Origin of the sequence: Stenotrophomonas sp. 610A2 (genome assembly GCF_030549615.1) — a bacterium.
Classification (GTDB): domain Bacteria; phylum Pseudomonadota; class Gammaproteobacteria; order Xanthomonadales; family Xanthomonadaceae; genus Stenotrophomonas; species Stenotrophomonas pigmentata.
The window spans coordinates 2,529,251-2,543,972 of sequence record NZ_CP130832.1 but is presented as its reverse complement, the minus strand read 5'-3'; the positions used below and the strand labels follow the sequence as shown (position 1 = coordinate 2,543,972).

12 protein-coding genes are annotated in these 14,722 nt (G+C 60.5%); 6 read left to right on the top strand and 6 right to left on the bottom strand.

Translation table 11 applies throughout. The features are described 5' to 3' along the window. Positions 1 to 520 precede the first annotated feature (520 nt). The gene (locus Q5Z11_RS11345; protein ID WP_303746524.1) at positions 521 to 3,586 is read right to left on the bottom strand and encodes a hybrid sensor histidine kinase/response regulator; all 3,066 of its coding nucleotides are present in this window, start codon (positions 3,584 to 3,586) and stop codon (positions 521 to 523) included. A 192-nt stretch (positions 3,587 to 3,778) separates the two neighbouring features. On the opposite strand from Q5Z11_RS11345, the gene Q5Z11_RS11340 reads away from it, so the two are divergent. Both Q5Z11_RS11340 and Q5Z11_RS11335 read left to right on the top strand, forming a co-directional pair. Then, positions 3,779 to 5,008, top strand: coding sequence for an EAL domain-containing response regulator (locus tag Q5Z11_RS11340; protein WP_303746523.1), 1,230 nt, complete (start codon positions 3,779 to 3,781; stop codon positions 5,006 to 5,008). A 616-nt stretch (positions 5,009 to 5,624) separates the two neighbouring features. Further along, on the top strand, positions 5,625 to 6,314 hold the full coding sequence (locus tag Q5Z11_RS11335; RefSeq protein ID WP_303746522.1) for a response regulator transcription factor: 690 nt from the start codon (positions 5,625 to 5,627) through the stop codon (positions 6,312 to 6,314). Between the two features lie 72 nt (positions 6,315 to 6,386). On the opposite strand, the gene Q5Z11_RS11330 is transcribed toward Q5Z11_RS11335, so the two are convergent. Beyond that, positions 6,387 to 6,563, bottom strand: coding sequence for a hypothetical protein (locus tag Q5Z11_RS11330; RefSeq protein WP_303746521.1), 177 nt, complete (start codon positions 6,561 to 6,563; stop codon positions 6,387 to 6,389). A gap of 252 nt (positions 6,564 to 6,815) precedes the next feature. After that, positions 6,816 to 7,493 carry a response regulator transcription factor gene (locus Q5Z11_RS11325; protein ID WP_303746520.1) on the bottom strand — a complete coding sequence of 226 codons (678 nt, stop codon included), beginning with the start codon at positions 7,491 to 7,493 and terminating at the stop codon, positions 6,816 to 6,818. 509 nt (positions 7,494 to 8,002) lie between these two features. On the opposite strand from Q5Z11_RS11325, the gene Q5Z11_RS11320 reads away from it, so the two are divergent. Then, the gene (locus Q5Z11_RS11320; protein ID WP_303746519.1) at positions 8,003 to 8,299 is read left to right on the top strand and encodes a hypothetical protein; all 297 of its coding nucleotides are present in this window, start codon (positions 8,003 to 8,005) and stop codon (positions 8,297 to 8,299) included. Between the two features lie 138 nt (positions 8,300 to 8,437). Here Q5Z11_RS11320 and Q5Z11_RS11315 read toward each other — a convergent pair whose 3' ends face one another. Continuing rightward, positions 8,438 to 9,325 (bottom strand): LysR family transcriptional regulator, encoded by an 888-nt coding sequence (locus Q5Z11_RS11315; RefSeq protein ID WP_303746518.1) that lies wholly within the window; start codon positions 9,323 to 9,325, stop codon positions 8,438 to 8,440. 124 nt (positions 9,326 to 9,449) lie between these two features. On the opposite strand from Q5Z11_RS11315, the gene Q5Z11_RS11310 reads away from it, so the two are divergent. The 3 genes from Q5Z11_RS11310 to Q5Z11_RS11300 all read left to right on the top strand — a co-directional run bounded on the left by Q5Z11_RS11310 (position 9,450) and on the right by Q5Z11_RS11300 (position 12,687). After that, on the top strand, positions 9,450 to 10,499 hold the full coding sequence (locus Q5Z11_RS11310; protein ID WP_303746517.1) for an NAD(P)-dependent alcohol dehydrogenase: 1,050 nt from the start codon (positions 9,450 to 9,452) through the stop codon (positions 10,497 to 10,499). A 246-nt stretch (positions 10,500 to 10,745) separates the two neighbouring features. Further along, positions 10,746 to 11,240 carry a (R)-mandelonitrile lyase gene (locus Q5Z11_RS11305; protein WP_303746516.1) on the top strand — a complete coding sequence of 165 codons (495 nt, stop codon included), beginning with the start codon at positions 10,746 to 10,748 and terminating at the stop codon, positions 11,238 to 11,240. 235 nt (positions 11,241 to 11,475) lie between these two features. Continuing rightward, on the top strand, positions 11,476 to 12,687 hold the full coding sequence (locus Q5Z11_RS11300) for an MFS transporter (RefSeq protein WP_303746515.1): 1,212 nt from the start codon (positions 11,476 to 11,478) through the stop codon (positions 12,685 to 12,687). Positions 12,688 to 12,791: 104 nt separating this feature from the next. Here the strand turns inward: Q5Z11_RS11300 and Q5Z11_RS11295 are convergent, their stop codons facing one another. Together Q5Z11_RS11295 and Q5Z11_RS11290 are read right to left on the bottom strand one after the other, a co-directional pair. Continuing rightward, positions 12,792 to 13,841 carry an LLM class oxidoreductase gene (locus tag Q5Z11_RS11295; RefSeq protein WP_303746514.1) on the bottom strand — a complete coding sequence of 350 codons (1,050 nt, stop codon included), beginning with the start codon at positions 13,839 to 13,841 and terminating at the stop codon, positions 12,792 to 12,794. Positions 13,842 to 13,855: 14 nt separating this feature from the next. Beyond that, positions 13,856 to 14,491, bottom strand: a complete 636-nt coding sequence (locus Q5Z11_RS11290; RefSeq protein WP_303746513.1) for a glutathione S-transferase family protein — start codon at positions 14,489 to 14,491, stop codon at positions 13,856 to 13,858. Positions 14,492 to 14,722: the final 231 nt, after the last annotated feature.

The following is a 14,722-nucleotide window of genomic DNA, read 5'->3' as shown; positions in this document are numbered from 1 at the left end:
CGGTGATGTTGTTGGGGCTGATCACTGCAGACGCTTTGGCGCAGGAGCTGACGGTCTACAAGTGCTTGGAGGGTGAAGGGCATGTCTATCAATCCACGCCATGCTCCGGCGCCGAGGTGAGGCATTGGGCTGTGCGGGCAGAAGCCATTGATGGCGCGGCGGGAGAGCCCAAGACGTCGTCGCGGCCTCAACCGCGACAGAACGATCGATCGCAGAGACGAAGAGGGTCAAGCGCAGGGCAGCGCAGCAGGGCTGGGGCGAAGATCGACGCTTGTGCCCAAGCACGGTTGGGCCGCGAGCGCGCCTATGCGAAGGCGGGGTTGAAGCGTGACTTCGCGATGTCGAGCTTCTGGGACAACAAGGTTCATGAGGCTTGCTGGTAAGGCGATGGAGCGGGCGGCTGCTGCAGCTGCCTGGCCGGTCGGTGCCTGTGGTGCGGATGGCTCCTTGGCGGCTATCGCGGACAGAGTGCCATCGCAGCGCTGCTAGCTGCCGCCAAACATACAGGCGGGGTGAGCCATCACAAGCGTTGCTGATCCGGGCCCGCCGTGGGCGCGGATTGCAGGCGCCTGCGCTCCAACGCGGCGTGAGCTGCCATGTCAAACTCGTCCAATGCGGTCTGCAGCGCGCTCAGATTTTTCTCCTGCAGTAACTGCTCCATCGCAGCACATTTCTGCGCAATGACTGTTTCATGTATGAAGGCGAAAGCCCCGCGCAGGGAATGCAGGTGCTTTCCAATCGGCTCGAGCGCTTGTTGGGCGGCCTGCGATGCAGAGCCAGCTTGCTTGTCCTGCAAGAGTTGCTGGATGGCTGCAACGGATGCCTCAAGGGACGACAGTAGCGGGGCGTGCACCTCTGGTGGCAATACCCCCGTGGCGATATCCCATTGTTCCTGACCACGCGGTGTGGCTGGAACGCCATTGCCGATCTGCGCAAGCGTCGTACGCAGTGCCTCAAGCAGAACAGGCTTTATCAAAATGGTGCTGATGCCGGCCTCCTTGCTGCGGGCCTGGTCCCGGTCAGAGGCATGCGCGGTAACGGCGATGATGGGGGTATCGACCCCGCGGTTACGCAGATAGCTGGCGAAGGTAAAACCATCCATGCCCGGCATGTTCAGATCGGTCAGAATCAAGTCGTAGTGCTGGCTGCTGAATGTAGCTATTGCTGAGCCACATTCTTCGAACGTGCTTGCGGTGCAGCCGAGTGCCTCCAGCTGCAACTGCAGCAGCTTTCTGTTGGCCGGATGATCGTCGACGACGAGTACGTGCATTGCGGCGCGCTGCTGGGTTTTCGCACTAGTCGTCGGCAGTTCCTGGGTGGTCGTTGTGCCGGCATCCTGCAATGGCAGGGTGACGATGAAGGTGCTGCCGTTGCCCGGTGCACTCTTGACCTGGATGTTGCCGTGCATCAGCTCCGCCAAGCGCCTGCAAAGTGCGAGGCCCAAGCCGGTGCCGCCGTAGCGACGGGCAATGCTGGAATCGGCCTGCGAGTACGTGGTGAAAAGCGTGGCCTGCTGTGCCGCGCTGATGCCAATGCCGGTATCGCTCACGCCGAGCACGATGGCGGAGTTGCTGCTTGCATCATCCTGCAGGTATACCTCGAGCAGCACATCGCCAGCCTCGGTGAACTTGATTGCGTTACTGACCAGATTGAAAATTATCTGGCGGATGCGTGTCGGATCGCCCATATAACGCGCATGCAGGCCATCGTCGACAATGAGGTCGATACCCAGTCCCTTGGCCTGGGCCATGGGTGCGAACATCTCGATGCACTGCTGCGCGACTTCCTTGAGGTCGAATGGTATCGACTCAATCGTCATCTGCCCGGACTCGACCTTGGAGAAGTCCAGAATGTCATTGATGATATTCAACAGGGCAGAGGATGATGAGGTAACCGCGTGTAGCCGATTGCTCTGTTCCGCCGTCAACGTTGTGCGTTCAAGCAGCTCAAGGTTGCCCATGATCGCATTGAGCGGTGTGCGGATTTCATGGCTCATGATGGCCAGGAAGGTCGACTTTGCCTCGTTTGCGGCTTCCGAAGCCTTGCGCGCATTCTCCAGTTCCTGCTCGATCTTCTTGCGCAGGGTGATATCGGTGAAGTTGCAGAGCAGGACATCCATGCTGCGGTACTTGGTCGGGACGATGCTCACCAGTAACGCGCAGATTGTGCCGTCGCCCGTCCTCAGGTTGAGCTCGATGCCCGGTGAAGCCAGGGCTTCGGCATCGTGTGTACGGAATGCATCGAGAAACTCAAGGTGCAGTGGCTGAGCCGAATCGCTGCTCGCCGCCGCATACGATGCCATGACCGCGTTCTGTAGCAGCACCTCGCCCGTTGAAACCGAAACAAGCGCTTGACCGAATGCCGCGGACTCAACCATGGTCCGGTTCAGGTTCTCGCTTTCGACTATCTGTTCCGATCGGACATAGCCGGGACGGAAAACCTTTCGTTCAATCAGCAGCAGTACCGTCCAGACAAAGCCTATCGCGAGCAGCATTGATGCGATGTACGCAAGCAGGGTTGGCCACAAGGCGGTGATGATGGTCCGCCAGGAGAACGTATGGATCAGCTGCCAACCGCCGTTGGCAGGAGAAATCGGATCTGTGGCGATGAAGCGGCCATCCATTTTCTCGAACCTGCCGCGCTTGTCGGCGGGTGCGCCTGCGGCCCAGCGACTGACCGGGAAACCTGCGATCTGGCGTGCGTTGGGCTGGTGGGCACCGAGGAACAGATCACCTCGGGAGTTGGCAATCATCCAGAACTCGTCCGTCTGCGTTGAAGCAAGCGAGCTGGTTACAAGTTCAATGGGGTACGAGGCGACGAACACGGCAAACGGTTTGTCGTTGGCAAACGCCTGTTGCTGCGGCAGCATTGAAGGCTTGCCGGTCAGCGGATCACTGCTGATTGGCAACCACTGGGGAACGGTTGTTTGTAGCCGGTCGACCATGGTGATTGACGGTGGCTGTTCTGGAGTAAACCGCTGGATGAGGGCAGCGGTGGATTCTGTCGCGTGTGAGGTGAGCAGCTTGCCGTCGGCAAGCGGGCCGGCGCCGAGGAAGGTTCGGTCGGGGTTCGAAAAATAGATCGATGCCATCAAGGCGCGGGCGAAGGTGCCTGCCTGATTGCTGACTTCGTCGGCCAGCTTGAGATAGGGCGCGAAACTTTCCAGGGTATGCCCTTGGTCGGTGTCGGCAAGAACCAGTACATACGGTGAGTTGCCCGAGCGTTGGATGGTCATGCGGCCGCGACTGTCCCTGAGCCTGCCGACAAGCTCAGGGTCAGGTTTCTGCCGTGACTCCCATGCGTATTCTTCCTGCGCAGTGGTAATCCGCATGGCGCCTTCGCGCACAGCAAAGACCGATTGCAGTGCGATGCGACGGCTGGTCTGGTCGGCGTGCCGCTCTGCGATGTAGTCCCTGATCTGCGAGTGGATCACCACGGCCGTCACCACGCCAAGGATCAGCGTCGTGACGATGCCGCCCACATAGAGCAGGGTACGTTGATGCCGGCTCAACAGCTTCAAGACATTTGCACGGGAAGGTAGCCGTGGGCCAGGCGGGTTCTGCGCCGGGCTGCTGTCAGCTGCCATTTGAGATTCCACTCACGATTGGCAATCGCCTGTTTCGCTGGTGAAAGGCCTAGTTTCTGGGCGTTGTCTGAGGGGAGCGAGACAAATATTCGGACTAGGCCGATGTAGCCCCGATGGCTGCGCTGGAACAATGACTTCATCGAATACAGTCCCTTCCCTGATACCGCCGCTTCTGGCGTGGAGACATCACCAATGAACGCTCTTGCACAATTTGTGTCGCCGCGACCGGACAACCAGATGATCCAGAACGCTCTGGTGATTGACGGCAATGAGCTGCAGCATCTTCCGATGGTCAAGATGCTGCGTCAATCAGGCGTGTCTGAAGTGATTTCCGCCCTGGACGGAGCCCGCGCGGTAGCCGCATTGCGGGATCGGAGCTGGGATCTGGTGGTCCTCGATCTGGACATCACCGACCTCACCGGGCTGCAGGTCATCGACCTGCTGGCCGAGCGTTGCCGATCTGCCCGCCTGGTGATCGTCAGCAGCCAGCCCAGTCGGATTCTGAACGCTGCATCTGCTTACGCAGCGTATCGTGGCCTCAGCGTGGTTGCGGCGCTACGCAAGCCGCTCAAGGCTGAGCAGATTCGCGGCATCATCACCACCTCGCTGGAGCTGGCGACGCAGCCGCCGGCGTCCATGGCTGCCGCCGGTACGACGGCGCAGGCGTTCACTGCCGAAGATCTGCGTCAAGCCTTGCTCGATCAGCAGATTCAGGCCTATTACCAGCCGCAGCACTGCGCCATCACCGGGGTGCTGCGAGGCGCCGAAGTGCTGGCGCGTTGGCACCGGCCGGACGGCACGGTGCTGGCACCCGCTGAGTTTCTCCCGGCAATCGAGCGCGCCGGGCTGCTCGAGTCCTTTACGGACTATATGCTTTCCTGCGCATTTGACTGCCTCGCTGCCGAAGACCCCGGTTCAACCTTGCTGATGGCGGTCAATGTGCCGGCGCGGGTGGCAACGGGTGTGCATTGGGCGCAGAGCGTTGCCGATCATGCCTACCATGCAGGTGTAGACCCGGGCCGGGTGGTCATCGAGATCACCGAAGATGGCGGTGAGCTGTGCAATCCAGCGCTTGCGGGGGCTGTCACCCAGCTGCGGTTGCGCGGCTTCAATTGCGCCATCGATGATTTCGGCAGCGGCGATTCCTCCTTGGACCGACTGCTGCACGTGCCCTTCAACGAGCTGAAGATCAACCGCAGCATGCTGGTGGCCGCGCGTGATCATGCCCATGCGCGCTGCTTGCTCGCCAGTACGATTGCGATGGCCAGGCAGATGGTCGCCACGGTAGTTGTCGAGGGTGTGGAGACCTATCTGGATCTGGACATGGTGCGTAGCCTGGGCTGCCACACCACCCAGGGCTATCTGCATGGACGTGCGATGAGCAAGGCCGACTATGTGCAATACATGGCGCAACAGGATTGAACTGGGGCGCACTGCGGCGTCGGCGCAGTGCATGATGGCTGATGCCGCATGGATACACGGAGCCTGTATCGCCAGCCATTGCAGGGTTTCTCTCCAAAGCCCCTGGCCAGCAGGCCAGGGGTTTTCGTGTTGTGGCATTTGCGGTGTCGCGCGGTTTGCCGGGTGCGCTCAGTGGCTGGCCATTACGGTCGAAGGATCCGGTGACAGGCAGCGGAGGTGCAGGTGGGTGATCACGGCAGTTGTTGAGTCGCCCGGTGCGGATTCGGCAGACCCCTGCGCATGCCGGTCAACCGCCCGGCGCGAGAGCGACGCGGTGCGAGGAGGCAGAGGGGCGACGGTTGCTCCCGGCATGTATCCAGGAAGCGCCCCAGCCGTGGTGGTCGCAGTTCTCGTCAGCGGGCCAAAAAGCATGCGGACTCCATGCGGAGGGTCTGGAATATGGGCTGATCGGGCCGCCGGCGTTGGCCCAGCCGGGGTGTCTCAAAATTTCTCTCATAAGTCTTTGTCTTTGAGCGCGATGTGACATAAATTCTGTCCTGACGTGCCTGGCAGGGTAGGGGATGCCTCCTCAGCCTGGATTGGCCAGCTGCCAGCGCACTTCAGGGAGAGCCAAGCCATGAGTGGTTTCAAGATCCGGGTGATCTTGGCTGACGATCATCCGGGTATGATCGCCGGGGTGAAGTACGAGCTTTCAACCGTGGCTACCCTCGATCTTGTAGGGACAGCGGCGGACTCAACGGAGCTGATGGCGCTGTTGGGTAGTGTTGCATGCGATGTGGTTGTTTCTGACTACGCGATGCCCGCGGGCGACTTTGGCGATGGGATCGCGCTGTTCGGAATGATTGCCAGGCGCTACCCGCAGGTGAAGCTGGTGGTGCTTACCATGTTGGATAATCCAGCGGTGCTGCACACCCTGTTGACGCAGGGCGTGATGTGCATAGTAAGCAAGTCGGATGCCCTGACGCATCTTGTGCCGGCTGTACATGCAGCACAGAGCGGTGGGCGTTACTACTCGCCCACCATTGAAAAGGTTGTACAGGGAATCGAGCTCAACCGTCGCAGTCGCAACCCTGCCGGTGTCCTGAGTATCCGTGAGTCTGAGGTAGTGAGGCTCTATGCGTCTGGATTGACGGTCAACGAGATCGCCGAGCGCTTGCATCGAAGCAAGAAAACCATCAGTACGCAGAAGGCCAGTGCGATGGAGAAGCTGTCCATCGAGAAGGACGTTGACCTGCTGCGCTATGCCATGGAAAACGGGCTGGTTACCTCGTCAGGCGGTACCCCGCCCGCATCCGAGGCAAGTTGAGGTTGAGGTAGCTGGCGTCGTATCGTTGCCGGGAACGATGGAGCCTGGTGATCGGCTCAGCACAAGGCTGGGTCAATCAAGGTCGAGCCCGTTCTTCCCCGACTCCCACTGCAACATGATTTTGCGCCTGCGCTGTGGCGAGGCGTACATGAAGAGATTGAGTGTCTCCAGGAATTGATTCTTCTGAAGGGTGGATAGTCGGGCGAAGTCGATCAGCAGCCGCCTTACGTCTGCGGTTTTCTTGTCCATCTTTGTAGGTTCTCAGCCGCAGCTCAAAAGCAAAGCACGCATGCGAGCGCCACATTGGCGCCGCACAAGGAATTTGCTCATGTTGTGTCAAGCGGTCTGGCGCAGCCATAGGACCTGTCCCAATAAGCCGGAGATATCTTGCCTTTTACAAGGCCGATAGACTTCGGAATTGGCGGCTGCAGGGGCTGTGCTGGCTCACTTGCGATGCTGTCAGCAAAGAGCCAAGGCTGCCGGTGAATGCTGCATGGCGGACTAGGAGGCGCGTGCGATGGATGGCCCTGCCTCGGCATCGGCCAGACCAGACTCGATGCCGTACCTGAGCAGGTCGACATCGCGCTTCAATCCCAGCTTCAACATGGCTGCTCCCTTTTGGGTGCTGATTGTTTTCTTGCTTCGGCTCAAGCGCTCGGCGATTTCGTTGACAGTCAAGCCGGAGACAAAGAAGCGGATCACCTCCAGCTCGCGGGTGGTGAGTGTCTGCACGCCGGAGTTGCCGGAAGTGACGGAACCTGCGATCTCGGTGATGGTGGGCGAAAGATAGCGACCATTGGCGAAGGCGCCGTGCACTGCAGGCATCAGGTGATTCAGTGAATCGGATTTGCTGAGGATGCAGGAAATGCCAAGACTCAACAGTGAATGCACGATGCCCGGGTTTTCGAGCATGGTCAGTACCACGATCTTGATCGACGGGTAGCGCTTCTTGACCAGCTTGAACAGCGCAATGCCGTCCCCGTAGCGACCACCCGGCATGGAGTAGTCGGAGATCAGGACATCGCAGGGGCTGCGTGCGAGTACGTCCATGAGCTCGGTGGAATTACGCGCCGAGCCGGTGACGGAAATGGTACCGGCGGCGGTGAGTACGTACTGAAGGCCGGCACGCACGGCTGAATGATCGTCCGCGAGGACAACGCGGAGGCTGAGTGGCTTCATGGCGGATCGGCTTCAGTTATTGAACGGGGGAAACGTCTGCAGCGCAGTCAGCTGCGCTGCAGATGGCCGGCGCATGGCATGAAGGGGCAAAGAGGCTATGGGTTGCTATGCGTCTGTCGTTACTTTATGAGCGTCCTGTCAGCAAAGTAAGCACTACGGGTCCTATTCAACGCTTGGGCTTTGTAGGACAAGTCTGAACTTTGCGCAGTGTCGGCTCGATATCCGCACAGCAGGGAGCGAATTAGTTTACCTGTCAGGATCCCTGCAATTGCATGCAGATGCCCTGCTTGTGCAGACTTTTCTACGAACCGGGGCGTTGCCGAAGGAGGCTCGGAAGTAGAAGAAGGCATGCTCGTTTGCACTTCTGGCCTGCGGTTTCTGGCAAGGAAATCGCGGCATGATCGATGCTGTTGCACGATTATTTGCTGGAAAACGCAACGCGGTACAAATCAGTACACAAATAGTGACGTATCACTCTATGATTGCCCGCGATCTGCAGGGAAATGAAAATGGTTGATGATCAGCAGGTAGTGGATGACGCCGTGCCCGCACCAGCAAAACGTCGGGGCCGGCCTCGGCTTTACGATACGCCGCTATCGCAGGCCGAGCGCGCCAAGCGCTATCGCAAAGCACGGCAATGGGATGAAAGCAGCCTGGACGATTGCCGTGACCCGGTGCTCATGGATCGATTGAGTTGGGCCTTGAAGCACAAGGAAACATCCGAGGACGCAAGGGCTGCGTTGGATATCTATCTGGAAGAACTGGTGCGACGGCACCACAGCAAAGGCAAGCTGGCACTCAAGTAATGCTGGCACCCCGGGCCAGGCCGAATCATCTGCTCGCTGGCGATCGTTGACTGTGCATGCGAATGCCTGTTGCAGTTGAACACTGAGTTTTTCCGCCTTGTTGCCTGCTGTCGGGAGCAGCACGTCTGAGGCCTCCGCTCAGATCCGCAGTGCATCCACCACCAGCGCGAACGCAGCTGAGTGCTGACGGCGGCTGGGATAGTAGAGATGGTAGCCGGGGAAGGGCGGGCACCAGTTCTGCAGCACGCGCACCAATCGGCCTTGTTCAATGTGATTGCCGAATTCTTCCTCTGGCAGGAAGGTGATGCCCAGGCCATCCAGCGCCGCCTGCACCATTGGCGGCGAGGTGTTGAACACCAGCTGGCTCTCCACTCGCACGTTCACTTGCCGGCCATTGCGCTCGAACTCCCAGACGTACAGGCCGCCTGAGGTGGCGAAGCGGATGTTGATGCAGCTGTGGCGGGTCAGGTCGGCGGGGACTTTGGGGATCGGATGTTTCTCGAAGTAGGCCGGCGAGGCAGCTGCCGCCATCCGTACCATCGGGCTGATCGGGAGAGCGATCATGTCCTTGTCGATGCTTTCGCCCAGCCGCACGCCGGCATCGAAACGGTCGGCGACGATATCGCGCAGCGCGTAGCTGACGTCGAACTCGATGCGGATGTCCGGGTAGCGGTGCAGCAGCGGCAGCAGCTTGGGCAACAGGATGGTCTGCAGCGAATGGTCGCCGCAGGTCAGGCGCAGGGAACCGGCCGGTTTGTCACGTAGTTCGGTCAGTGCGTCGAGTTCGGCTTCGATCTCATCGAAACGGTTGCCGATGGCCAGCAACAGGCGATCCCCCGCTGGCGTGGGCGAGACGCTGCGGGTGGTGCGGGTGAGCAGGCGGATCTGCAGGCGCTCTTCCAGTGCCTTGATGGCCTGGCTCAGGGCGGATTGTGAGACGCCCAGCAGCGCCCCGGCGCGGGTGAAGTTTCCTTCACGTGCGACGGTGACGAAGGCGAGTAGATCGTTGAGGTTGCGTCGTGCCATGACGGCAGTGTGGCATGGCTGATTGATTAGTTCAGCTAATAATGGCTAGAAGCATTGATTACCTTATCAGGCGAGTCATCCGGGTGGACAATGGCCGCCTTCCCCAATCACCGCCGGAGTTCCCATGTCTGTCAAAGCCTATGGCGCCTATGCCGCCGATAAGCCGCTGGAATCGATGGATATCAGCCGCCGGGCGCCGGGTGCGCATGATGTGCAGATCGACATCGCCTATTGCGGCATCTGCCACTCCGACCTGCACCAGGTCCGCGCCGAATGGGCGGGCACCCAGTTCCCCTGTGTGCCTGGCCATGAAATCGTCGGCCGTGTTGCCGCAGTAGGCGCACACGTCAGTGGCTTCAAGCCGGGCGACCTGGTTGGTATCGGTTGCATCGTTGACAGCTGCAAGCAGTGCGACGACTGCGATGCCGGTCTGGAAAACTATTGCGACGGCATGGTCGGCACCTATAACGGCACCACTGCTGATGCACCCGGTTGGACCCTGGGCGGTTACTCGCAGGAAATCGTCGTCCACGAGCGCTATGTATTGCGCATCGGTCATCCCGAGGACCAGCTCGCAGCCGTAGCGCCCTTGCTGTGCGCTGGCATCACCACATATTCGCCGCTGAAGCATTGGAATGCCGGCCCTGGCAAGACGGTGGGCGTGGTCGGCATTGGTGGTCTCGGCCATATGGGCATCAAGCTGGCGCATGCGCTGGGCGCGCACGTCATTGCCTTCACCACCTCCGAGTCCAAGCGCGAGGCAGCGTTGGCGTTGGGTGCGGATGAAGTAGTCGTCTCGCGCGATCCCGAAGCAATGGCGGCACAGGCCAAACGCTTCGACCTGATCGTCAACACCGTGGCCGCGCCGCATGATCTGGATGCCTTCCTGGCACTGCTCAAGCGTGACGGTGCAATGGTGCTGGTGGGCGCCCCGGCAACGCCGCATCCCTCGCCGAATGTGTTCAACATGATCACCAAGCGTCGCACCCTGGCCGGTTCGATGATTGGTGGTATTCCGGAAACCCAGGCGATGCTGGATTTCTGCGCCAAGCACAAGATCGTGGCCGATATCGAGTTGATCCGTGCCGAGGAGATCAACGAAGCCTACGAGCGCATGCTCAAGGGCGATATCAAGTACCGCTTCGTGATCGACAACGCCACCTTGGGTAACTGAGTCCGGCTGGCGTTCAAGCAGATGCATGGTTGCCCGAGGGCAGCCATGCGGTTCCGGACTGGGGACCGTAGCAAGTGGTCGTCGCTTCCATTGCCGGGAGCGACGTGCCAGCTACGGCGAACGGCATGGTGGGCTACGCATGCGGCGTCGCCCGCCGAGCCTGCATCTACATCAACGACCTGCCGATTGAATGCAGCAGTCGTTACCCGCTTGGCGGATACGCCAGAGCGCCATCAAGGAACCTACATGCACGACTCACTGAAGAGCCTTGGGCTCGTCGCGGTGGCTTTGCCGATGGCCGCGGTCGCGGAGAAGCCACTGCCTGCAGCAGTACAAGCCCAACTCGTGGCAAGCGTTGGCAGCCAAGCCTCGCTGGAAGGCCCTTCGGAATACTTCATTGGGCGAGTGCGCATTGACCCGGCGTGGTCTGCCGATGAGGCGCTGACTGCTTCCGGTGCATGGGTCACCTTCGAGCCGGGCGCACGCTCGGCGTGGCACACGCATCCGGCAGGGCAGCGCCTGGTGGTGACGTCTGGCGTGGGGCTGACGCAGGAATGGGGCAAGCCTGTTCAGGAGATTCACCCGGGCGACGTAGTCATCTGTCCAGCAGGCGTAAAGCATTGGCACGGTGCCAGTGCAACAGCCGCGATGACGCACTTGGCTGTCACCGGCGTACTTGAAGGCGAGAACGTCGAGTGGATGGAGCAGGTTAGCGACGAGCAGTACCAAGCTGCTCGCTAGGCTTTCGCGCCTTGTCTGTGCCGACGTGGCTGCGGCGGAGCTGGAACTGTCGCCTAAGGTTGCGGCTGTGCTCGTGGGCACGCGGCGAGCATTCAATCCGTACCAGCACCGACTAAAAGACGCTGTGATCCTTCTGCTGTTCTTTCAGCACGGCTGAGCGCACGCGCTCGTTTGCGTGGCAGCTGCGCCAATGTCGCGCTGCTGATAACAACCAACATCATCAAAGAGGTTTCCCATGTCGACTCCCGTTGTCGGCACGCCCGAGCGTGCCTGTCCGGAGCTGGAAGAGGCTGCATCGCATTGGAGTGGCGTGTTCTCCATGACTCTGTGCGTGTTCGCCTTGATTGCGTCCGAATTCCTCCCTGTCAGCCTGCTCACGCCGATGGCTGCGGACCTGCATGTCAGCGAAGGGCAGGTGGGGCAGGGTATTGCCATCTCCGGCGCTTTCGCGGTGCTGACCAGCTTGTGCATTTCGCGGTTGGCAGGCAATGCGGATCGCAAATTGTTGCTGCTGGTATTGACCGCATTGATGGCGGTATCCGGCAGTGTCGTGGCCTTGGCGCCGAACTACCCGGTCTATCTGATCGGCCGCGCGCTTATCGGCATCGTTGTCGGCGGCTTCTGGTCGATGTCCGCAGCCACGGCGATGCGACTGGTGCCGCCGGCACAGGTGCCACGCGCCCTGGCCATCTTCAATGGGGGCAATGCCTTGGCAACGGTGATTGCCGCCCCGCTGGGCAGCTATCTTGGCGCGGTCATGGGCTGGCGCAGCGCGTTCTTCTGCCTTGTACCGATAGCACTGGTTGCGCTGGTCTGGCAGTGGCGTAGCTTGCCCTCCATGAAAGCTGGGCAGGGTATTGCTGCCGGTGGCGTTATCCGTTTGCTTCGGAGCAGGATTGTCCTGCTCGGGATGCTGGCCTGCGCCGCATTCTTCATGGGCCAGTTCGCGCTGTTTACATACATCCGGCCATTCCTGGAGACGGTGACACGGCTTGAGGTCTCTGCGTTGTCCTGGGTGCTGTTGGGCATCGGTTTCAGCGGCGTCATCGGTACAGCCGTTGTAGGCAGCATCCTCAAGCACGGCCTGTACCGGGTGTTGGTCGTTATCCCGGTACTCATGGCCGCGATCGCGCTGGGTTTGACGCTGTTCGGTAGCTCAGCGGGTGCGGTAGCGCTTCTGCTGGCACTTTGGGGGCTCTTTGCAACTGCTGCGCCGGTAGGCTGGTGGAGCTGGATCGCACAGACCATGCCGGGCGATGCAGAAGCCGGTGGCGGCCTGATGGTGGCAGTGATCCAGCTGGCGATTGCCTTGGGCTCCACTTTCGGCGGGCTGCTGTTTGACTATTCTGGCTACCGCAGCAGTTTCGTGATGAGCGCAGGGGTACTGGTATCTGCCGCGGTGCTTGCGATGCTGACGGCGCGCGCTCCGCCGGAGCAGGCAGCGTGAGTGTTGCATCTCAATGCTGGCGCTAGCGCCTAAGCTGGTCTTGGCCTGGCGTTTGCAGTCATACCTGCTTCGCGCTCGATGAGCCGAGCGCGAAGCAATAGCAGCTACCAACCCGGTGTTATGGGTGTGGGCGCATGGTGGGACGGGAACAACGGCAGAACGTATTCGGACAGCTCCTGCAGGACTTCAGCAACTGGTCGCTTGCTGAATTGGATGCCCAACGCCGCATGATTTACGCCTGCAAGCCGCCATTCGCCAAGCAGATCGATCAGTCCATTGCGGCCGGTTCTCAGCGTGTAGCCGCCATCCATGGGCGTCCGTGGATGGTTGGGATCTTCGACCAGGTCCAGCCATTCGTTGGTGACATGGGGGCGGAAACCACCGTCAGGAATGAGTGCACGCCACGCGCGGATCTTTGCTGCAAGTCGTTTCGGGCCCGCAGCGTCGTGGGTCGCGTCAGGATACGTCAGCCAGCCATCGGCATGCTCCGCGACCCACTGCAACGTCTGCCGGGAGCTGCCGGTTACCAGCATCGGCACCTTGCCTGCGACGGGCTTGGGCAGTAGTTGCACGCCTCGGGCGGTGCCCAGTCGCGAGTTGACGTTCAGGTCACCGGCCTGCATCAGTTGGCGGACATACTCGAGCGTGTCTGCAAATCGTTCCGCACGGGTGGCGTGCTCCAGTCCGTAGGCGGGAAACTCTACCGGCCTATCACCAGAGGCGATTCCCATTACCAGGCGTCCTCCGGACAGCTGGTCGATGGTTGTTGCCGACTTCGCAAGATCTATGGGGTGGCGCAGCGAGAAGATGGCACTGCCAGTGGCCAACGCAATCCGCTCGGTCTGTGCTGCGAGGAAGGCCAGATAGGTGAAGGGATCGAATACCTGACCGGCATCGCCGAACAGCGGATCGAACAGCGGAACATCGCGCGTCCACACGGCCGCGAAGCCGGCACGGTCGAGTTGGCTCACCCATTTGGCCTGGCCTTCGAGCACCTGCATGTCGCCGCGATAGAAGCGCAGCGGCAGGAAGATGCCCAGGCTCAGGGCATCTTGGCGGAACATGCGCTGGTAGCCGGGGTGGTGGGCGAACGCCGCAGAAGACGCGCCAGCTACACCCGCTGTAGATGCGGCGATGGAAATCGTTGAAGTCATTGCTGGAGTCTCGTTCATGCGCCGCTTGCGGCTTCGGGGATCAGTACGCCGCGTTGTACGGCTGGTCGCTGGGCGACACGCTCATGCCAAGCAGTCAGGTTCGGGTAGGCGCTGAAATCAAAACCAACGATGCGGGCGATGTGCGTCCAGCCGAAGCCAGCGATATCGGCGATTGAGTATTCGTCGCCAGCAAGCCATGGCCGATCAGCAAGCCGTCGATCCAACGTCTCAAAGAAATTGTTACTCAAACGACGGTAGCGATCAGTTACTGGCGGCAAGGCTGGCTCGACGAACAGCTCGAAGTGAACCCGCTGGCCAAGAATCGGCCCGACGCTGGCGGAATGGAACATCAGCCAGGTGATGGCTTCCCAGCGCTCAGCAGGCTCGCGTGGCAGCAGACGACCAGTGCGTTCGGCCAGATACAGGAGGATGGCGGACGATTCAAAGATCGTGACGCCCGCAGAATCGTCTACCAACACCGGGATGCGTGCATGCGGATGCAGTTTCACGTAGTCCGGATGCTGATGCTCGCCATTGCCGATGCGAACATGATGCAGTTGATAAGGAAGACTGAGCTCCTCCAGCGCAATGGATATCTTGAAACCGTTTGGCGAGCTATCGGTGTAGAGGTGGAGCATCGGGTTCGACATGGGCCGGTCCTTTTAAGCGGGTGATCTGGCGAAACGTAGACGGGGTACTCGTGGTTGAGCAGGTCCAGGATTTCTGGGCTTGGCGGCGTTCTTCAGCTGCTACTGCGCATGAACAGCCTTGGCGCCTGTGCCCACGCGTGTGGCGGCTACGTGTTTCGTTGCGGAGAAGATCGAGTGGCTGGGATGCGCGCAGTCTAGACATCGCGTGCCGCGTCGAAAAACGATTTACGC